The sequence below is a fragment of the Actomonas spartinae genome, assembly GCF_051209155.1.
In the GTDB taxonomy this organism is placed as follows: Bacteria; Verrucomicrobiota; Verrucomicrobiia; order Opitutales; family Opitutaceae; genus Actomonas.
Window position 1 is genome coordinate 1,751,193 of sequence record NZ_JBPJGB010000001.1, and the last position, 20,919, is coordinate 1,772,111.

The following is a 20,919-nucleotide window of genomic DNA, read 5'->3' on the forward strand; positions in this document are numbered from 1 at the left end:
TCACCACACGCTCCGATTCCATCCGCACCACCCGCCACGTGAAGAAGTCCCCCGCCAAATCTCCCACCGCCATGGCGCAGAGTCCGGTCATGGTCATCGTGCTCTGTGTGTTGGGGTTGATGATCGTGGGCCTGCCGGTCTTGTTCAGCGCGACCGCCGCCAAGTCGTCCTGGCCCTTCTTTTATCTCGTCAAACAATCCGTCGGGATCTCCGGCGCGGTGGTGCTCTGCCTGTTGGTCAGCCGCATGGACCTCGAATACTTGCGGCGTTTCGCCTGGATCATGGGCGCGGTTTCGCTCGTGACCTTGTTGCTGACCGCCATCCCGGGCATTGGCATTTCCGTCAATGGCAGCCGGCGCTGGCTGGGCGTCGGTCCCGTTCGGCTGCAGGCATCCGAGTTCGCCAAACTGGCGATGGTTTTCTGCCTCGCGCATTATCTGGCCATCAACCAGACGCGCATCGGTGAATTCAAGCGCGGTTATGTTTTCCCCATTGCGCTCATCGGCGTCTTTGCCGGCTTGGTGCTCCTGCAGCCGGACTTCGGCACCGCCGCCCTCATCGTGGCGGTCGGCGTGCTGCTGCTCTTCCTCGCCGGTGCGCGTTGGCTCTACATTCTGCCCACGCTCGGCGCGGTGGTCGCGGGTTTTGCGGTGTTGGTCATCAACAATCCGAACCGGCTGCATCGCTTCACCGCGTTTCTCGATGTCGAGGCCAACAAGCTCGACGGCACCTACCAACTCTACCAATCGCTCGCGGCCTTTGCGGTGGGTGGTGTGAATGGCGCGGGTATCGGCCAAGGGCGGCAGCAGAACCACTTCCTGCCCGAGGCGCACACCGACTTCATCTTCGCGGTGATGGGCGAGGAACTCGGCCTGCGCGTGACGCTCGGCGTCGTGGTCACCTTCGCGATCATTTTCCTGTTCGGTCTCATGCACCTGCGTCGGGCGCCGAACCTGTTTCAGTTTCTGCTCGTCGCTGGCGCGATCCTGCTCATCAGCCTGCAGGCGATCGTGAACCTGGGGGTGGTCACGGGTCTGCTGCCAACCAAAGGCATGTCCCTGCCGTTCATCAGCGCGGGACTCTCCAATCTGTTGCTCATGGGCTTGTTGATCGGCATCATCATCAACAGTGCGCGCACCTGGGCCAAACCCCGTTTCGGCCGTCGCGAACGCGAACTTGAGGAGGTGGTCGCATGAGTGCCGATTTCCTGATCGCCTGCGGTGGCACTGGCGGACACCTCACGCCGGGTATCGCGTTGGCCGAGGAGATGGAGCGTCGCGGATTCAGTTCCCTCTTGCTCATTTCCAACAAGAGCATCGATCGCCAGCTGACCGAAAAATACCCGCAGCGCCGTTTCCAAAGCATTCAGGGCGCGCCCCTGCTGCTCACCTTGCCGGGCGTGCTGCGTTTCGCGGTCTCACAGACCCGGGGATTCATCTACGCTTGGAAACTCATCCGCCGCGAAAGGCCGCGCATGATCATGGGCTTCGGCGGTTTCACGACCGCGGCGGTGATTGTCGCAGGTTGGGTGCGCGGCGTGCCGGTTGCATTGCATGAAGCCAATCGCGTGCCGGGACGGGCCGTGCGCTCGCTGGCGCGTTTTGCCAAGCGGGTCTACGTGCCGCGCGGCATCCAGCTGCCGCAAGCCGCGCCGCGCAAGCTGCGCCATGCCGGTTTGCCGGTGCGCGACGAAATTCAACGTCGCCCACGGGGGGAGAGTGCGCATAAGTTTGGCCTCGATCCCAACCGGCCCACGGTCGTGGTGCTCGGCGGCAGCCAAGGCGCGCAGGCGCTGAACCATTGGGCTACCGACGCGGCCGCGACGCTCGCCGCGCGCGGCGTGCAAATGCTCGTGGTCACCGGGCCGGGCAAGAGCGAGGCGGAGACTCAGGACTTGGCCGGCCCCGACGGCGCTGGCATTCGGCACACCCTTTTGCCGTTCTGCGATGACATGGCGGCGGCCTTGTCCGCGGCCGATTTGGTCGTCTCGCGTTCCGGTGCCGGCACCCTGGCGGAGCTCGTCGAGGTGGGCGTGCCGGCCGTGCTTGTGCCTTACCCGTATGCGGCCGATGGTCACCAAACCGCCAACGCGCTCGAGTTCGCGAGCTCGGGCGGGGGGTGGGTGGTGGAGGAATCCGAGATCGCGACGCTCACGGAACACGTGCTCGCGCAGATCACCGATGACGCCCGACTGGCGGAACTGCGGGCCAATGTCGGTCACCTCGCGCTGGCCAGCACCCTAGACCTCATGTTCGCCGACATCGCTTCGATCGCGAAAGGCGAAAAGGACCACCACACCGGAACCCCCTGGCTCGCCCCGGCATGAAATCCACCGGCTCCAACCTGCTCTTCGGTCGCGCCGTTCGCCGCATCCATGCGGTGGGCGTCGGCGGCATGGGCTTGGGGCCGCTGGCCATCTATCTGGCGGCGCGGGGCTGGAACGTGAGCGGAGAAGACGCGGCGCTCACGCCCGCGATGGCGGTGCAACTGGAGCGCGCGGGCGTGCGCTTGGCCGAAAGCGGCCAGCTGCCCGACGCGTGCGATCTGGTGATCGTGTCCACGGCGGTGCCGCTGACGCATCCGACGCGGCGCAGGGCGCAAGAGCGCGGCGTGCAGGTCGCGCGCCGGGGCGAAGTGTTGGCCGAACTCGCCAACGATTGCCGTCTCGTCGCGGTGTGCGGATCGCACGGCAAGACCACCACCACCGCGATGCTGGTAAGCGCACTGCGCGGCATTGGCTGCGAGGTGGATTACGTGCTCGGTGGCTTGTGGATTGACGACGCGGTCGCGCCGGCCGCGGTCGGGCATGGCGACTGGTTGGTGGCCGAAGTCGATGAAAGCGACGGCACGATCGAACATTTTCGACCGGAGATCACGGTGTTGGTGAACCTCGATTGGGACCACGCCGATCACTACGCCGCCGAGGAACAACTCGTCGCGACCTTCGGTGGTCTCGTGAACCGCACGCGCCAGACGGTGTTGGGCTGGGATGGGTGCGCGCTGAGCGGCCGCCTGCTCGCGCGCAGCGGCCATGCGCGCACCGTGACTTTTGGTCGCAGTGGTGACTTCCGCTTGGTCGAAGCCACGGCCGAGCGTGGTGGGTTAACCCTCGAAGTCGGGGGCGACCTGCCCGCGCTTACGCTGGCGCTGCATGCGCGCGGTGATTTTAATGCGCTCAACGCGACTGCGGCGCTGGCGGCGGTTTGCCTCATGGGCGAGACGCCCACGGCGGGCTGTTTGGACGATTATCGCGGCGTGCGGCGCCGGCAGGCCGTGTTGTTGGCGCGTCCGGATCTGACCGTGATCGAGGACTACGCGCACCATCCGGCGGAGATTCGCGCCTTGCTGGGCAGCGTGCGGCGCGAGGTCGAGGGCGAAGGGCGCCTCGTGGTGGTTTTCCAACCGCATCGTTTCAGCCGCACCAAGCAGTTCAAGGCTGAGTTTGCGGCCGCCCTGGCCTTGGCGGACTCGTTGCACCTGCTGGATGTCTACGGTGCCGGCGAGGCCCCGATCTCCGGCGGCACGACCGCGGATCTTTATGCCGAGCTGGTCAAAGCAACGCCACGTCTGCCGGTGAACTACCTGCCGGGCGACGCGACCGGCGTATTGGAATTGTTGCGACAGTCACGTCGCCCCGGGGATGTGGTCGTGTTTGTCGGCGCCGGCGATATCGAGAAACGCGCCCGGGAATGGCTGCAGGTCTTGGCCGATGAGGCCGCCCGAGCCGGCGAGTGGGATGGCCTGGCCAAACGGCTGCGGGCCGCAATCTCCAGTGAGGCCAAGGTTTCCCGCGAGGAGCCCTTGGCCAGCAAGACCACCCTGCGCGTGGGCGGAACGGCCCGGATCTACGTCGAACCCGAAACGCGTGATGATCTCGGCGCGGTGGTGCGGATCGCCCGGGACGCCGGCGTGCCGGTGCGGATGTTGGGCCGCGGCTCCAACCTGCTGGTCCCGGATGCCGGTGTGGACGCGGTGGTGGTGTCGTTGCGGCGCCCGGCTTGGGAGTCCTTTTCACGACTCGCCGATGGCCGCGTGCGCGTGGGTGCGGGCCTGCGCCTCAAGAACCTTTGCGGCCTCGCCGCCAAAGCGGGGCTGACCGGATTTGAGTTTTTGGAAGGCATTCCCGGCAACATTGGCGGCGCTTTGCGCATGAACGCCGGGGCGATGGGCGGCTGGATGTTCGACGTGGTGGAGTCGGTGGATGTCGTCACGGCTGAAGGCGAACCGCTTACCTTGCGCCGCGAAGCGTTGCACACGGGTTACCGCCATTGCCGCGAGTTGGCCGAATGCATTGCGGTGGGGGCGACCTTGCGGCCGGCGTCGACCGCGAACTCCTCCGCGGTGGGCAGACAGATCGACGTCTATCGCGCCAAGCGGCAGGAAAGCCAACCGCGCGAGCCCAGCGCGGGCTGCATCTTCAAGAATCCGGAGGACGATTCCGCCGGCCGGCTCATCGATGCCTGCGGGCTCAAGGGCGAGCGCATCGGTGATGCCGAGGTGTCCGCCGTGCACGGCAATTTCATCATCAATCGGGGCAAGGCCTCCAGCGCCGACGTGATCGAGTTGGTGCGGAGGGTCCGCGATGAGGTGCAGCGTCAGACCGGCATCCTGCTGCAACCCGAGGTGCTGCTCTACGGCAGCGAGTGGGAGGACGTGTTGTGAGAGCGCTGCCCGGTGAATTCCAAATTGTGGTGCTATGCGGAGGCGTATCGACCGAGCGTGAGGTGTCGCTCGGCTCCGGCAAAGCCAGTGCGGTGGCGCTGGCGCGCGCCTGGCCGACCCGGCTGATCGATGTGCAGAAGGCGGAGCTGCCGCGTGGGCTGCGCCCGGAGCGCGACCTCGTGTTCTCCACCTTGCACGGCACTTTCGGCGAGGACGGCGGCATGCAGCGTCTGCTGGAGGCAGCGGGCATCGCCTACGCCGGCTGCGATGCCGCCAGCAGCGCACTTACCTTCGACAAGAATCTCACCAAGCAAACCGTCGCCGAGGCGGGCGTGCCGGTGATCCCCGGTCTGATCTTCCAGGCCCACGCGAAACCTGCCGCGTCCGGGATTGCCGACCGCCTCGGCGCATCGGTGGTGATCAAGCCGCTCAAAGGTGGCAGCAGTGTCGGGCTTCATCTCTGCGCCACCGTGGCCGAGATCGAGGCCGCGTTGGCCGAAATCGAAGAAGGCGAGTGGCTGGTCGAAAAACGAGTTTACGGTCGCGAGATCACCGTCGGCATCCTGCACGGCCGGGCCCTGCCGGTGGTGGAAATCGCGCCGCGGTCGGGCGTCTTCGACTACGCGTCCAAATACACCAAAGGTCTCACGGAATACCTCGCGCCGGCGCCCCTGCCGCCGGCGGTGGCCAATCGCGCCCAGGTTGAGGCTGAACGCGCGTTTGCGGCTTGCGGGTGCCGTGATTACGGCCGTATCGATTTTATGGTGACGGAGGACGAACAGGTGCACTTTCTTGAAATCAACACCCTGCCCGGGATGAAGGAAACCAGTCTGCTGCCGATGGGCGCGCAGTGTGACGGTTTGGACTTCACCGCGTTGGTGCGCGAACTCGTCGCGCCGGCACGCGAGCGCTTCCACGCCCGACGGCAAACCGTGGTCCAGCCATGAGCGATTCCGATACCTCCAGTCCCTCCGCGCGTCACTGGCGCGACATCCCGCAAGAGATCACGCCGCGGGCCATGTCGCGGGTGGGCCGTCGTCGTCTTACCCTGCGCACCTTTCGCAACATCGGCCTCATCGCGCTCGCGCTGGTGCTGGTCTACGGCGGGTTCCGGCTCTACGAGACCATGCAGACCGACCCTGCGCTGCTGACCGCCGCGGCCGGTGGCCAGCCGGTGCAACACATCGTGTTGGAAACCGACGGCGTATTGACCCAGGCTTGGGTGGAGGAGGTGCTGCAACTCGACACCACCGTCGGCTTGATGGAGCTCGATTTGTGGGCGCTGCGGGCGAAGTTGGAAGCGCATCGGCAGGTGCGGAAGGCTGATTTGCGTCGCAAGTTTCCCGATACGCTCTTGGTTCATCTGGAGGAACGTTCCCCGGTTGTGCGCCTGCGCGCCCGGCTCGATGACCGCGAATTGAATGACTATCTCGTCAGCCGGGACGGGGTGATTTTCGAGGGGCACGAGTTTACCCCGGGCAACGTTCGTTCGCTGCCGTGGATCAGCGGAGTGAAGTTGTTGGAGGGGCCCGGTGGCTACGAACCCCTCGGAGGCATGGACCGCGTCGCCGATCTGCTCGCCACCGCGCAGGGCAACGTGCCCGAGCTCTACGCCACGTGGAAGGTGGTCTCGCTCGGCAAGCTCGCCCGTGACGGTCAGATCATTGTGCAGACCTCCGAGGTTCCGCGGATCATCTTCGGCCTGCGCGAGGATTTCTACACCCAGGTGGCGCGGCTCGATCTCATCCTGGAGAAGGTGCGGAACCGTCCCGAACCGCTGCAATCCATCGACCTTTCCGTCGGCGCCGAACAGGTGCCGGTTGCCCTCAATCTCTCCGCCGGCAGCGCCGGCGCACCCTCCGTCCGCTTTCCCGCTCAACCTCGCTAAACTTCTTCGCTCGTGAGTTCCAAATCCCGCTTCATTGGCGCCGTTGAAATCGGCACAAACAAGATCGCCGTCCTCATCGGAGAGATCGTGCAAAACTCGGTCAACCTCATCGGGTTCGGCGAGTGTCAGTCACACGGGGTGATGAAGGGCGTGGTGACCGATTTCAAAGCTGCCAGCGACGCCGCGCACAACGCGCTGATCACGGCCGAGCAAAGTGCCGGGGTGAAGATCGACGAAGTTTACCTCGCGCAGTCCGGCGGGCACCTGGAGGGTTTCTACAATCAAGCCTCGGTCAGCGTCAGCGCGGCCGACAACATGGTGAGCCAGGTCGATATCGACACCGTCTGCCGCCTCGCCAAAGCCAAGGCGTTGCCGGAGGGCCGCATGGTGGTGCATCACATTCGTCGTCCGTATCTGTTGGACGGCAAGATGGTCGGCGCGAATCCGGAGCACCTCAACGGCCAGCGGCTCGAGGTGGGGTATTGGACCGTGCACGGGCAGGAGGCAATGATCGCCAACAGCATTCACGTCATCCGCGGTTTTGATGTGCGGGTGGGGGACATGATTCTCTCCAGTCTGGCGTCGGGCACGATGGTGACGACTCAACAGGATCGGCAGCATGGCGCGCTGGTCATCGATATCGGCGCCGGCACCAGTGACTATGTGCTTTATCGCGACGGTGTGCCCTTCATGACCGGCGTCGTGCCGGTGGGCGGCGAGCACCTGACGAACGACCTCACGCTGGGTTTGCGCGTTACGGAAGGTCAGGCCGAGAAGCTCAAGCTGCGCCACGGCCGCGCCAACGTGGTGACGCACGAAAAGAGCAAAAAGGTTTGGCTCAACGGCGACTACGCGATCGGTGACCGCCAGTTCCCGCAGCAGACCATCGAGACGATCACCTCGGCCCGGATCGAGGAGCTCTTCGAAATCATCAAAAAGAAACTCGGACCGGCTCTCACCCCGGAGCGTTGCGCCGCCGGAGTGATGCTGACCGGTGGCACCTCCAAACTGCCGGGCATCGAAGACGCGGCGGCGCAGGTCTTTGGGTTGAATGCCCAACGCGGTCAGATGCCGCCGGGGATCGAAGACAAACTGCAGGATCCGACGCACACGGCCGTGCTGGGACTCCTCTATTTTGGCCTGCAATCCCGGGGCGACCGTCCCACCCAGCGTCGCCGCTCGGGTGGTGGCACCTTCCTCCGCAAACTCTTCGCCGTCGGCTCCTGATCCATCCCGCCATGAACCCAACCGAACTTCCCCTCGCCAACGACAACGCCGTCATGGAGGACGGCGATGTTGCCATCAAAGTCATCGGGCTCGGCGGCGCCGGCGGCAACGCGGTCGATCGCCTCAAGATGGAGAACCTCGATCGCCTGCGCCTCGCCGCGATCAACACCGACCTGCAGGCGCTCAACGCCTCGCCGCTCGAGGAAAAGGTGCTCATCGGCTCGGCCGTCACGCGCGGCCTCGGCGCCGGCGGTGATCCGGATCTGGGCTACGACGCGGCGGAATCCGATCGCGAAAAGATCGCCGAAGTGGTGCGCGATTGTGATCTCGTGTTTCTCATCGCCGGCATGGGGGGCGGCACGGGCAGTGGGGCGACGCCGATCGTGGCCGACGTGGCGAGCGAAAGCGGCGCCCTGGTGATCGCGTTCGTCACGATGCCCTTCACCTTCGAAGGCGCCCGCCGCGTGAAGCAGGCGGAGGAAGGTTTGCTCGCCTTGCGCCGCAGTTGCGACGCGGTCATTCCGTTGCCCAACGATGTGCTGTTGCAGGAAGCCGCCGATGGTGAAACCGCGCTCGATTCCTTTGCCCGCGCCGATGCCTGGATCGGCCAGGCCGTGCGTTCGGTGTGGGCCATGATGTTCCGCACCGGCCTCATCAATCTCGACTTCGCGACCCTGCGGCAGGCCTTCCACCACCGCGGCGGCAAGACCTTGTTTGGGCTCGGTCGGGGTGAGGGCGAGGACGCCGTGACACAGGCCATCGCCCGACTCGATCTCTGTCCTTTGCTGGCCACCCCGGAACATGCCCGCAAGGCCGACCGCCTGCTGGTCAACATTGTCGGAGGAACCGATCTTACCCTCGCCAAGGTCAATGAGATCATGACCGCGGTCACCGAACGCTACGGCCGCGACTCGCACGTGATCATGGGCGCGGTGATCGATGAAGACCTGCAGGGCCGCGTGGAAATCTGTGTGATCGGCACCAGCGACATCGGCGGCCGCCTGCCGCCGCGTCGTCCTTCGGGGCGCACCCGGCTGCCCGCGACGGCCAGTTCGCCGTCCAAGGAAGCGGAGCTCGCTCGCGTGGAGACGTCCGAGCCCGTGGCCGTCCCGCAAGCCGCCGGGGCAACGGGCAAGGCGCGATCCAAGCGCCCGACGGCCGATGAGTCGCAGAACGAATTCTTCTTCCAAACCCTCGCCGAGAATCGCGGTCACTTCGAACGCACGGACCGAAATCTCTTCGAAGGGCAGGATCTGGACGTGCCGACCTACTTGCGCAAAGGGATCAAGATCAACCTCTAAGGTCGCTCGCCACCCGCGCGGGAAGTTTACCCGTGGTTCACAAAGCCTCCCCTTGGCAAGCGGGAGGGATTATGCACGATCGCGCCCATGTTTATCGACGAATGCGTCATCAAAGCCTTTGCCGGGGATGGTGGTCGCGGCTGTATCAGTTTTCGGCGCGAGAAGTATGAGCCCTTTGGCGGCCCCAATGGTGGGGACGGCGGGAAGGGCGGCGACGTGGTTTTGCTGGGCGATGAGAACACCAACAATCTCATCGACTTCAAATACAAGCCCCACTGGAAGGCCGAGCGCGGGGAGCACGGCATGGGCAAGGACTGCAACGGCCGCGAGGGCCGTCACGCCATCCTCAAGCTGCCGCTCGGCACCCTCGTGACCGACGAAGCCACCGGGCAGGTCGTGGCCGAAGTCATCGCCCACGACCAACGCATCGTGCTCTGCAAGGGCGGGAACGGCGGCTGGGGCAACACCCACTTCAAGTCCTCCACCAACCGCGCCCCGCGTCGGGCCAATCCGGGGGAAGAGGGCGAACAGGGCGTCTACCGCCTCGTGCTCAAGTCGATCGCCGATGTCGGATTGGTCGGCTTTCCCAACGCCGGCAAATCTTCCCTCACCAACAAGATCACGCAGGCGCGTCCGCGCATGGCGGCCTATCCCTTCACCACGCTGCACCCGCAGATCGGCGTGATCCATTATCCGACCGAATATGACCGCCTGTTGCTGGCCGATGTGCCGGGCCTCATCGAAGGGGCGAGCGACAACCGGGGACTGGGTCACCGCTTCCTGCGGCACATCGAACGTTGCGCGGTGTTGATGTTCCTCATCGATATGGCGGCGGTCGACGCGCGCGATCCCCGCGAGGATTATGCCGTGTTGCTGGCGGAGTTGGAGGCCTACGATGCCGCCCTGATGGACAAACCACGCATCGTGGTGGCCAACAAAATGGATCTGCCCGAAGCCAAAGCGTGGCTCACCAAGTTCAAGCGCCGCCACAAGGTGGAGATCATCCCCATTTCGTGCGAGACCGGCGATGGTCTCGAAGCGCTCAAAACCGCCCTGCGCGAACGGGTGCGTGCCGATCGCGCGCAGACCGAGACCCCGGCCTCCGCCTGATTCTCCTGCCACTTTAGTTTCCTGACCCCGAGCCCATGAAGTCCGCCCACCGTTCCTTGCTCATGCGCGCCAATCGCCTGCTCGGCGCGCAGCTCGTGGAGCACAATCTCATCAAGATCGACGATCTGGAGTCGGCCAACGAGAAGCTGCTCGAACTCATCAATACCGGCTCCCCGCGCCAACGCACCGTCCTGGGGATTCTCGCCTACGACCTGAAGGCGGTGCAGGAAGAGGACGTGTTGTCGCACCTGCGGGACAACGAGGGCATCGGGTTGGTCGACCTGCGCCACTACGAGGCCAACGAAGACCTCAAGCTCACGCTCGAGCGCGAGGCCTGCTGGGTGACCTGGTCGGTGCCCTTCGACGTGGAGGAGGACATGACCTTCATCGCCACGGCCTACTACCTGAGTCCGGCGGTGCGCAAGTATTGGGAAGATCGATACGACGGTCGGGTGCTGTGGTATGGCACGACCTTGGAAGGCGTTGCTGATTTCATCGAGGCGATGGAGAACGCCGACGCGCAGGCCGCCGCCGCCAAACCCGTCGCCGCGCCCGTCCCGGTGCCGAGTGCTTCCCGCCCGCCGCTGGAATCGCCGCCCGCCGCCGACTCACCGCCCGGCGGCAGCGCCGATGCCTCCGGCACCGCGCCGGCGTTCCCGCCCCCCGATTCCCCCGCCAACCCCTGATCGATCATGTCGCTAGGAAAGATCCAGACCCAGATCATCAACGCGCTCGACGAGGCCGATCGGCTGACCGATGAGCATCGCACGGCCATCGCGGAGATCTCCGAGGAAATGACCGGCGAGCAGCTCGACGCGATGCTGCTCGACGATTTCAAGATCACCCCCTTCCAACTCCAGGTCGCCAAGAGCCAGGCCTTCAAGTTACCTCCCTTCAACGTGGCCCGCTACCGGGTGCACGCCGGGACTTTTGAGCGTCTGCCGCAGGAGTTTTGTGAGGAGAACATGGTGTTGCCGGTTGGCGAAGTCGGGGAGTTGTTCCTGCTCGCGGTCGCCAACCCCTTCGACGTTACGATCGTCTCCAAGGCCGCGGAAATGACCGGCAAGCAGATCGTGCGCATGCTCGGTCGCGAGGCCGACATCCGGGAGAAGTTCAAGAAGAACCAGAACGAACCCACCGACTTCGCCGACGTCGTCAGTGCCATCGGCATGGAATTTGGCGCCGAAGGTGAAGGCGGTGACGATGACCTCACGGATGAGGAATCCGGCCCGATCATCGATCTGGCGAACCGCATCATCGAAGACGCCTACTTCGCCGGCACCTCCGATATTCACATCGAGCCGTGGGAGCACGAGATCATCGTGCGCTATCGCATCGACGGTGTGTGTCAGGAGAAACTGCGTTTGCCCGGCAAAGTCGGTCCGGCGCTCGTCGCCCGTCTGAAGATCATGTGCAACCTCGATATCGCCGAGCGTCGCCTGCCGCAGGACGGCCGTATCGTGTTCAAGCAATACACCCGCAAGGGGCTCGATGTCGACCTGCGTGTCTCCACCGCGCCGCTCAATCATGGCGAAGGCGTCGTGATGCGTATCCTCGACAAGCAGAAGTCGACCCTGCCAATGACCGCGCTCGGTTTCTCGCAGGAGAATTTGGAAAAATACCGCGGCGCCATCGAACAGCCCTACGGCATGATCCTGCACTGCGGTCCAACCGGCTCGGGTAAGTCGATGACGCTCTACTCCGCGCTCAACGAGATCAACTCGCCCGAGCTCGTCATCCGCACCGCCGAGGATCCGATCGAGTATACGCTCGCGGGCATCAATCAGATGCAGATGCACCGGCAGATCGGTTTGACCTTTGCGTCCGCGCTGCGCGCCTTCCTGCGCCAGGACCCCGACATCATTCTGGTGGGTGAAATTCGTGACAAGGAGACGGCCAACATCGCGGTCGAGGCCGCGCTCACCGGTCACTTGCTCATCTCGACCCTGCACACCAACGACGCGCCGTCGACGGTGGCCCGTCTCACCGACATGGGTGTGGAGCCGTTCATGATCTCCTCGTCACTGCTCTGCGTCTGCGCCCAGCGCCTCATGCGTCGCGTGTGCAAGCAGTGCAAGCAGCCGTATGAGCCGGAAGGCCGGGTGAAGGAGATCCTGGAAAAGGCGATCGGGTGGAGTGGCCAGATCTTCAAAGCCAATCCCGACGGTTGCCCGAAGTGCAACGGCACCGGCTACAAGGGTCGCGTCGGTATCCACGAACTCATGATCAACAACGAGGAGTTGGTGGAAGCGATCAACAAGGAAGCCGACACTGCGGAACTGAAGCGCATCTGTATGAAGAGCGGCATGAAGACGCTGCACCAGGATTCGCTGCTCAAGGTCAAGGAAGGCGTCACGACCTTCGAAGAGGCCCTGTCCAACGTGCCGCCGGACATGTGATCCCGGTCGCGGTCGTCATGCAGCCGCCGGAATTCCAAATCCGCGAACACGCGGATGCCGTCGTCTTCGCCGCGCTGGCGGTGCCGTTTTTGCGCCGGACAGAAGCGCTCAACAACCTGCCGCTGCGGATTCTGGGAGATGTGCTCGGCGGGCGCGCCACCCGCGAGCGCCGACTCTGGTCGGTGCACTGTGGAAGCGACCTGGTCGGAATCGCGGTGCGCACCCCGCCTTACAACTTGGTGTTGTCGGCCCCCATGGCGGGGATCGAGGCATTGGTGGAGGCCTTGCGCGATGAAGCCTTGCCGGGCGTGATCGGTCCCACCGCGGACGCGCGTGCGTTTGCGCACGGGTGGACGCAACGGCACGCCTCTGTGGCTCAAGTTTCGATGAAACTGAGGATTTATGAGACGAACGCCGCGCTCGATTGGCCGAGCACCGAGGGGGCGTGGCGTTTGGCGGAAGCGTCCGATCTGCCCAAGTTGGTCGCATGGAACGAAGCGTTTCAGTTGGAGGCCGATCCTTCGAATCCCGGCCGGGAAGCACCGCAATCGGCGCGAGGTTATTTTCTGTGGTGTGATGACGCGGGCGAAGCGGTGACCATGGTCTATGCCGGGGCGGCGAGCGAGGAAGCGGCGTTCATCACCCAGGTTTACACGCCGCGGCCGCACCGCCGCCGTGGCTACGCGACCGCCGCGGTGGGGGCCACCACCCGGCACCTGCTCGCGGATGGGTTCAGGCGTTGTTACCTCTTCACCGATCTCAGCAACCCGGTCAGCAACAGCATCTATCCCAAAGTGGGCTACCGACCGGTGGGGGATTACTTGAACCTGACCTTTGCCGAGGTGCCATGAACGCTTGGTGGCTTGAGTTTGGCAGTGTCGCCCTGGCCCATGCGCTGGCGGTGGCGAGTCCGGGACCGGACTTCGCCCTGGTGCTGAGGCAAAGCCTCGCGCGCGGTCGGCGCGCAGCCGTGCTGAGTGCGATTGGAGTCGGCTGCGGGATATTGGTGCACGTCACCTATTCGCTCGTTGGCGTGGGGGCCTTGGTGCGCCATCAACCCTTGGTGTTCGCCGGCCTCAAATACGCCGGCGCCGGCTACCTGGCGTGGTTGGGTCTGCAGGCGTTGCGCGCGAAGCCCCACGCGACCGATGCGACTGCATCCGTCGCCGTGACGCCGTATTCGGACCGTGGAGCATGGTCGCGCGGGTTTCTCACCAATCTCCTTAATCCCAAGGCGACCCTGTTTTTCATCGCCTTGTTTTCGCTCGGTATTTCACCGGAGACTCCGGTCGCGATGCAGGCGGTTTATGGCCTGTGGATGGCGATCGCGACCGGCGTTTGGTTCAGTTTGGTCGCGTTGTTGTTTACGCAAACGAGCGTGCGCGCCGCTTATCTTCGCGGATCGGTATGGGTCGATCGGGCGCTCGGATTGGTCTTCCTGGGCTTCGCCCTAAGCTTGGTGTGGTCTTAGGCAAGGTGATGTGAGACAGGGAGATAAATTATCCCGAATCAGATAATTTCATGGGCGAATGAGTCTGAGAGGGTTGACGTGACCGGGATCGGTCCAAACCCTTGCCGCTCCCCTTGACAGTCCATCCCGACGGATCGGGTGCGCGCCGTGCCTCTTGCTGAGGCTTTGTGTTTCTCGCCTTTGCGCCCCGTGAGCGTTGATCGCCGGTTTTGACCGGCGTGGTTCATCCGTCCCCGCCCCCGCCAAACCCTTCCACTGATTCGCATGATGCCTTCAGGTCTCTATCACTGTGCCCGTCGCGGCTGCATGATCGCAGCCGCGTGCTTCTTGTGCGTGCGTGCCGCCGCCGCACCGCCGCCCACCGACTTTACCATGCGCGCGCCGGATAACGCGCCGTTGGCGTCGGAGGATGGCACCGTGACTCTGGCGTGGCCGGCCCTCGCCATCACGACGCGGGTGGAATTGCAGCAGGCCGCGTCGCCCGAGTTTGCTGATGCGTTCACGCGTTTTCAGGGACGCGACGAGGGTTCGGTGGTGACCGGACTGCCCGAAGGCACGCACTACTTTCGTATTCGCACTTTGGACACGGCAGGCGAGGGGAGTGCGTGGTCGGAACCGTTGGTGGTGGAGGTCGGGTTCATGGACCGCGGCCGTCTGTTTGGTCTGCTCGGACTCGGCGCGGTGGTGGTGCTGCTGACCATCGGCGCGATTGTGGCGGGGTTTCTGCGTCATCGCGATGACCTCCGGGGTGAGGCGGGAGGGGCGGCATGATGGCGACGGTGATTTCTCCGACCATCGGTTGGTCGATCGTTTTCGGACTCGGCGTCCTGTGGGTGATCCTCGGTCTCTACTGGGGCAAGAAGGCCCAGACCTCGGAAGGTTTTATCCTCGCGGGACGGAACGTGGGACTCTCGCTGGGCTCGGCCACGGCCATGGCCACATGGGTGACTTCGAACACGACGATGTTGGCGCCGGTGATGGCCCTCACGCTGGGGGTGTGGGGTATGGTGGCGTATTCGACCGCGAGCTTTGGGCTGCTGCTCTTTGCGCCGATGGCGATGCGGATCTGTCGCCTGTTGCCGGAGGGACACACGGCGGGTGACTTTTTCCGCCTGCGTTACGGCCGGACGGGGTGGGCGCTTTTTCTGCTCATCACCATGCTCTATTCGTTGTCGTGGCTGGTGAGCATGGCCATCGCCGGCGGCGATCTGCTCGAGGCCTTGGCCGGGATTCCCTATTTGCACGGCATGACGATCATCCTGGTCGTGTGTGTGCTCTACACGCTGTTTGGTGGACTCTACGCGGTCATCGGCACGGACTTTATCCAGAGTCTCATCATCCTCGTGGGCATCGTGATCATCGGTGGGCTGGTGGTGTCGCAGCTCGATTTTGATCAAGCCTACAACCACATGCGCACGCGACAGCCGGCGCTGCTCCTGCACGTGATGCCGGCGGCTCTTTTGGCGGTGTTCAACAACATGCTCTTCGGGTTCGGTGAAGTGTTTCACAACAACGTATGGTGGTCGCGGGCCTTTGCCATGCGGCCCGGGGTTGCGCCGAAGGCGTTCTTCCTCTCCGGCCTGTTGTGGTTTCCCATTCCGATCGCCGCCGGGTTCATCGCGCTCGCGGCGGGGCCGCTCGGGATCAACATCGCCGAGGCCAACCAGACGGGCCCGCTGGTTGCGACCACCGTGATGCAAAACGCGGGCCTGGGAGCGCTGGCCGGCATCATCATCCTGGTGGTGCTGTTCTGCTCGATGGCGTCCTCCATCGATTCGCTGCTGGCTGCGACCTCGGACCTGTTGCTGAAGGACGTGCACGGCGGCCTGTTGAAGAAGGAGCTGCCGGAGCAGGGCTTTCGCCGCATCACCGGCACCGTGATCCTCATCGTCGGCGCCGTGACCTGGCTGCTGGCGGCGCCGCATTGGCCCATCATCGAGGCGCTCTTCATCTCCGGTCCGCTCGTCGCCAGCCTCATCTGGCCGGTGATTGGCGGGCTGTTCTGGCAGGGTATCAATCGACCGCTCGTGCTGACCGGCATTGTGCTCGGCTGCACGCTGGGCGTGATCGCCTACTTCACCATCGGCTGGTTCACCGCCTCCCTCGTGGGCGCGGCGGTTTCCATGCTCTTCACTCTGGCGGCGCGCTGGATTGCGCCGACTCCGTTCGCGGCACCGGTCGCGAACCATTCCGCCTAAGCCCAGTCTAGCCATGTTTTCCCAAGCCTTCATTCACGGACTTGTCCTGCTGGCCCTCACTTGGACCGCCGCCGGCGCGGTGGCGTTGATCGCGCTGCTCCTGCGTGACTTCAAGAACGGCAAGCTCTGGTGAGTCAGCCTCCACCTTCAACTCCCTCCTCATGACCATGGACATGGAAGATCCACCTCCCGCGTTTTCCGCGAAGCGTCGCCACGCGGTGCTCAAGCCACCGGCCGACTCCGAAGCCATTCGCCCCGAACCCGCCGGTTTGTTCCGGGATAATCCCGTAAGCCTCGCCATCCTCCGCGAATTGGAGGGTCAGAGTGTGCTCGAAGCGGGCCAGTTCAAATTCGAGCACGTGGTCGAGATCTGCAAGCTGGCCGCCATCCTCGAGAAGATCGAGGTGTGGCCATTCCACCCGCTGGACGGCAAGATCGCGGTGACGGCCTTCTTTGAGGCCTCGACCCGCACCCGCACCAGCTTTGAAAGCGCGATCCTGCGGCTCGACGGCAAGATCATCTCCATCGCCGACGGTTCGACCACCGGCCAGGCGAAGGGCGAGTCGCTGCAGGATATCGGCGAGATGTTCAACGCTTACGCTGACGTGATCATCATGCGCCACACCAAGACCGAGGCACCGCAGGAGATTCTGGAAAACCTGCGCATCCCGCTCATCAACGCCGGCAACGGCAGCGGTGAGCACCCGACGCAGGCGTTGGCCGACTGGTATGCCCTGCTCAAGTGGAACCCGCGTCTGGCCGAACCCTACCGCCGCGGCACGCCGAAACTCAACCTCGGCATCCTCGGCACCCCCGGCTCCATGCGCGCGGTGAAGTCCTTCCTGCTCATGGCGCTGCTCTTCAAGGATCACATTCGCAAGGTCACGGTGATCTCCGAGATGGCCGATCCCTTCGGCGAGGAAGTAACCGAGAAGCTCAAGGATGCCGGCATCTCGTATCAGGTGACCAATGACGTCCGCGAACACCTGCCGACCCTCGACGTGATCTACATGAACTCCATCGCCTTCCTCGGCGACTCCTACAAGAACATGGACAGCCGCTTCAAGCTGAACGCGGAGAGTCCGCTCAAGGAGAGCGCGGTGATCCTGCACCCGCTCGCCCGTCTCGACGAATTGGATACCTCTTTGGACAAGACCTCCCACAACCTCTACTTCTCCCAGGCGCACGGCGCGGTGTTCGTGCGCCAGGCGCTGCTCATGTCGGTGCTCGGCCGCCTCAAGGCCCTGCCCAGTTTCGTGAACCTCGAGGACCCTGAATCGTAATGTGTGGCATCGCTGGATTTTTCTCCGCCCAGACCCTTCCGCCCGACACGCCGGACATCCTCGCCAGGCAATTGGCGACGATCCGCCATCGTGGCCCCGACGCCACCGGAGAGTTCATCGACCCGGCGCGCGGGGTGGCCCTAGGGCACACCCGCCTGTCGATCAATGACCTGGAGGGTGGCAAGCAACCGATCCACGCCCGCGACGGCAGCTGCGTGCTCACCATCAACGGCGAGTTCTACGACTTCAAACGCCATCGCTCGACGCTCATGGCCGAGGGGGATCGTTTCACCACCAAGTCGGACTCCGAGATCGCCATCGGGCTCTATCGCAAGATGGGGCTCAAGTTCACCGAGCAACTGCGCGGCGAGTTCGCCTTTGCGCTCTACGACAAGCAGCAGGACGAACTCATCCTCGTGCGTGATCGCTTCGGCGTGCGCCCGCTCTTCACCTGGATCTCGCCGGATGGCTCGACGCTCGTCTACGGCTCCGAGGTCAAAGCGATCCTGGCTCACCGTGATGTTGATGCCCGCCTCGATCCGAAGGCGGCGTTGCATCAACTGATGCAAACGATCGCGCCGGGTATGAGTGCCTTCGCCGGCGTGACCTCGTTGGCACCGGGGCATTTCCTGCGGGTGCGCAAACGCGATGGCCGTCTCGACATCACGACGCACCGCTACTGGGACTTCGACTTTCCGCTGGAGGCCGATCGCCCGGAGAAGTTTGACGAGCAGGAACATGTCGAGCGCGTGCGCGAAGAACTCATTCGTGCGATCGTCCTGCGCCTGGAGGCCGACGTGCCGGTGGGGTGTTACCTTTCCGGCGGCATCGACTCCTGCTGCATCCTTGGTCTCGCCACCGGCGCGATGCAGTCACCGGTCAAGGCATACACCATCTCGTTCGACGACGACAAATACGACGAGGCGCCGATCGCCCGGGAGATGGCACAGTCGATGGGGGCCGATCAGGAGCTCATCCACCTCAAGGCCGAGGACCTCTACGGCGAGAACTACATCAAGACCGCGTGGCACGCCGAGCGCACCTTCTACAACACCCTCGGGGTGGCGAAGAACCTCATGTCGAAGCGCGTGTGGGACTCCGGCTATCGCTGCGTGATCACCGGGGAGGGCGCCGACGAACTGTTCGCCGGCTACCCCGCGCTCAAACGCGACATGTTCCTGCACGGTCTCACACACGAGCCGCCGGAAGTGCGCGCCGAATACCAGGCTGCGCTGGAGAAAACCAACGCCATCTTCAAAGGTGCCATCCTCGCCGAAAACCAGCGTCACCACGACGCGTGGGAAACGTTGTGTGGCTTCACGCCGTCGTGGATTCAGCCGTGGATGGACACGCTCGATCTTGCCCGTCCGCTGCTCGCCGACGATGTCGCGCACGAACTGCGTGACTATGATCCGATCGCCGAGATCGCCGGACGCATCGACAAGTCCATGCTCGACGGCCGTCACCCGCTCGACATCGCGCAATACACGTGGTCGAAGTGCCAGCTCGAGGGTCAGATCCTCAACTGGGGCGGTGACCGGGTCGACATGGCCAACTCCATGGAATCACGCCCGGCCTTTCTCGACCACCACGTGGCCGCCGCGGCGGTGGACGTGCCGCCGTCGCTCCGCATCAAGGGCAACATCGAGAAATACGTGCTGCGGGAAGCGGTGAAAGGCGTCCTGCCCGAGGTGCTCTACAAGCGCGAGAAGTTCGCCTTCATGGCACCACCGGCCCACACCGACGATTCGAAGAAAGCCAAGGTCGAGGAACTCATCGTTTCGTTCCTGAACCGCGACACGGTGAAGGACGCTGGCATCTGCTCGCCGGAGCGGGTGGCCGCTTTCCTGAACGCCTATCGCTCCGATACCGACCCGACGTCGCTGGTGCGCAAGGATACGCTCCTCAATCACCTCCTCACCCTGCACATCCTCCACCACAAGTTCATCGCGGCCTAACCGAGACTTTTTGAACCACGAATGGCTCCACTCCCGTTTCGCCTGAAGAGCTTGGTGTATTCAGTTTTCGTGAGGACGGTGCGTAGTCGGTAGACGAAGCCTTTCGTGTCTATTCGTGGTTAAAAAAAACATGCCCTCCTCTCAACCCGCCTCATCCTCCGCGCCGCTCGCTGTTGATATCGATCGGATCAAATCCGACATCCATGCCTTGGCCGCGATCGGACACAATGAAATCGACCGGGGCATCTACCGCATGGCGTTCACCGATGCGGATATGGAGGGCAAACGTTGGCTCTTGCATCGCATCGAGGAGAACGATCTCACCCCGGCCTCCGATGGCGCGGCCAATATCTCCGGTGTCCTTGCCGGAAAATCCGATAAACCGCGCATCTATGTCGGCTCGCACATCGATACCGTGCCGTGTGCCGGCATGCTCGATGGCACTCTCGGCGTGGTGATCGGACTCGAGTGCCTGCGCACCCTGCGCGCGGCCGGCGTCGAACCGGAACGCACCGTTGAACTGATCGCGTTCAGCGACGAAGAAGGCCGTTTCGGCGGTATGTTCGGATCCGAGGCTTTCACCGGCGCACTCACGCCGGAAAAGCTGCTGCGCGCCAAGGACCTCAACAACGTCCTGCTCAGCGACGCCATGTTGGAGCAGGGACTCGATCCGAAGCGGGCCCTCGACGCCCGGCGCAATCCGGCCGACATCGGTGCCTATCTTGAACTGCACATTGAACAAGGTCCGGTGCTCGACCAAAGCCTGCAGCAGGTGGGCATCGTCGAACAGATCACCGGCCTGCGTTCGTGGTCGCTGAAACTCACCGGTGAGGCCAACCACGCCGGCACCACCCCGATGGACTATCGCAAGGATGCGCTGATGGGGCTCGCGGACTTTGCGCACGAGATTCCGCGCATCCTCGACGAAAACGGTGGCGAGCACAGCCGTGCCACCATCGGCAAAGCGGAGATTCAACCGGGCGCGCCCAACTCTGTGCCGGGCGCCGTCGTGTTCTCCCTCGATTTTCGCGACCCCTCCTCGGAGACGCTGGAGTCGCTTTCGCAGGCTTTTCAAAAAGCACTCGCCGCGATCTCGCGTCGCCGCGGCCTGCAGTTCGAGGTGAACGTGCAAGGCGACATCCAACCCGTGCCCTGCGCGCCGGCGCTGACCGAAGTGCTCGAAGCGGAGGCCCAACGTCTTGATCTGCGCTATCGCCGCATGCTCAGCGGTGCCGCGCACGATGCCCAGATGGTCGGGCGGGTGGCGCCGATGGCGATGGTCTTCGTGCCCAGTCGCGGCGGGATGAGTCACTCGCCGGCGGAGTGGACGGCTTGGGATGACATCGAAGCGGGTGCCAATCTCATGCTCGGCGCGCTCCACCGCCTTGCGATGCACGACGAACTTCCCGCAACCTGAATCCC

Annotated in this window: 17 protein-coding genes; all 17 read left to right on the forward strand. The window is 64.1% G+C overall.

The annotated features are described in order from the left end of the window. The first annotated feature begins 38 nt into the window (after positions 1-38). The 17 genes from AC0MRV_RS07115 (at position 39) to AC0MRV_RS07195 (ending at position 20,914) form a co-directional block, all read left to right on the forward strand. Positions 39-1,196 (forward strand): FtsW/RodA/SpoVE family cell cycle protein, encoded by a 1,158-nt coding sequence (locus AC0MRV_RS07115; protein WP_472763749.1) that lies wholly within the window; start codon positions 39-41, stop codon positions 1,194-1,196. Then, the gene (locus AC0MRV_RS07120; RefSeq protein ID WP_472763750.1) at positions 1,193-2,326 is read left to right on the forward strand and encodes a UDP-N-acetylglucosamine--N-acetylmuramyl-(pentapeptide) pyrophosphoryl-undecaprenol N-acetylglucosamine transferase; all 1,134 of its coding nucleotides are present in this window, start codon (positions 1,193-1,195) and stop codon (positions 2,324-2,326) included. The genes AC0MRV_RS07115 and AC0MRV_RS07120 overlap by 4 nt, the downstream gene beginning before the upstream one ends. Beyond that, positions 2,323-4,662, forward strand: coding sequence for a UDP-N-acetylmuramate dehydrogenase (gene murB / locus AC0MRV_RS07125; RefSeq protein ID WP_472763751.1), 2,340 nt, complete (start codon positions 2,323-2,325; stop codon positions 4,660-4,662). The genes AC0MRV_RS07120 and murB overlap by 4 nt, the downstream gene beginning before the upstream one ends. Further along, entirely contained in the window at positions 4,659-5,609 is a 951-nt protein-coding gene (locus tag AC0MRV_RS07130; RefSeq protein WP_472763752.1) for a D-alanine--D-alanine ligase family protein, read from the forward strand. The genes murB and AC0MRV_RS07130 overlap by 4 nt, the downstream gene beginning before the upstream one ends. Then, positions 5,606-6,550, forward strand: a complete 945-nt coding sequence (locus AC0MRV_RS07135; RefSeq protein ID WP_472763753.1) for a cell division protein FtsQ/DivIB — start codon at positions 5,606-5,608, stop codon at positions 6,548-6,550. The genes AC0MRV_RS07130 and AC0MRV_RS07135 overlap by 4 nt, the downstream gene beginning before the upstream one ends. A gap of 12 nt (positions 6,551-6,562) precedes the next feature. Continuing rightward, complete coding sequence (gene ftsA, locus AC0MRV_RS07140) at positions 6,563-7,777, forward strand: cell division protein FtsA (protein ID WP_472763754.1); 1,215 nt, start codon at positions 6,563-6,565, stop codon at positions 7,775-7,777. Positions 7,778-7,788: 11 nt separating this feature from the next. After that, on the forward strand, positions 7,789-9,078 hold the full coding sequence (ftsZ, locus tag AC0MRV_RS07145; RefSeq protein ID WP_472763755.1) for a cell division protein FtsZ: 1,290 nt from the start codon (positions 7,789-7,791) through the stop codon (positions 9,076-9,078). A gap of 87 nt (positions 9,079-9,165) precedes the next feature. Then, complete coding sequence (gene obgE / locus AC0MRV_RS07150; RefSeq protein WP_472763756.1) at positions 9,166-10,188, forward strand: GTPase ObgE; 1,023 nt, start codon at positions 9,166-9,168, stop codon at positions 10,186-10,188. Positions 10,189-10,223: 35 nt separating this feature from the next. After that, complete coding sequence (locus AC0MRV_RS07155; protein ID WP_472763757.1) at positions 10,224-10,874, forward strand: hypothetical protein; 651 nt, start codon at positions 10,224-10,226, stop codon at positions 10,872-10,874. 6 nt (positions 10,875-10,880) lie between these two features. Further along, on the forward strand, positions 10,881-12,587 hold the full coding sequence (locus AC0MRV_RS07160) for a GspE/PulE family protein (protein ID WP_472763758.1): 1,707 nt from the start codon (positions 10,881-10,883) through the stop codon (positions 12,585-12,587). A 17-nt stretch (positions 12,588-12,604) separates the two neighbouring features. After that, on the forward strand, positions 12,605-13,438 hold the full coding sequence (locus AC0MRV_RS07165) for a GNAT family N-acetyltransferase (RefSeq protein WP_472763759.1): 834 nt from the start codon (positions 12,605-12,607) through the stop codon (positions 13,436-13,438). Then, positions 13,435-14,058: a LysE family transporter gene (locus AC0MRV_RS07170; protein WP_472763760.1), complete on the forward strand. Its 624-nt coding sequence runs from the start codon at positions 13,435-13,437 to the stop codon at positions 14,056-14,058. The genes AC0MRV_RS07165 and AC0MRV_RS07170 overlap by 4 nt, the downstream gene beginning before the upstream one ends. A 264-nt stretch (positions 14,059-14,322) precedes the next feature. Further along, entirely contained in the window at positions 14,323-14,829 is a 507-nt protein-coding gene (locus AC0MRV_RS07175; protein ID WP_472763761.1) for a hypothetical protein, read from the forward strand. Between the two features lie 8 nt (positions 14,830-14,837). After that, positions 14,838-16,256 carry a sodium:solute symporter family transporter gene (locus AC0MRV_RS07180; protein WP_472763762.1) on the forward strand — a complete coding sequence of 473 codons (1,419 nt, stop codon included), beginning with the start codon at positions 14,838-14,840 and terminating at the stop codon, positions 16,254-16,256. A gap of 173 nt (positions 16,257-16,429) precedes the next feature. Continuing rightward, positions 16,430-17,539, forward strand: coding sequence for an aspartate/ornithine carbamoyltransferase family protein (locus tag AC0MRV_RS07185; protein ID WP_472763763.1), 1,110 nt, complete (start codon positions 16,430-16,432; stop codon positions 17,537-17,539). Beyond that, positions 17,539-19,497: an asparagine synthase (glutamine-hydrolyzing) gene (gene asnB, locus AC0MRV_RS07190; protein ID WP_472763764.1), complete on the forward strand. Its 1,959-nt coding sequence runs from the start codon at positions 17,539-17,541 to the stop codon at positions 19,495-19,497. Before AC0MRV_RS07185 ends, asnB begins: the two co-directional genes overlap by 1 nt. 130 nt (positions 19,498-19,627) lie before the next feature. After that, on the forward strand, positions 19,628-20,914 hold the full coding sequence (locus AC0MRV_RS07195) for an allantoate amidohydrolase (protein ID WP_472763765.1): 1,287 nt from the start codon (positions 19,628-19,630) through the stop codon (positions 20,912-20,914). The last annotated feature ends 5 nt before the right edge of the window (positions 20,915-20,919 follow it).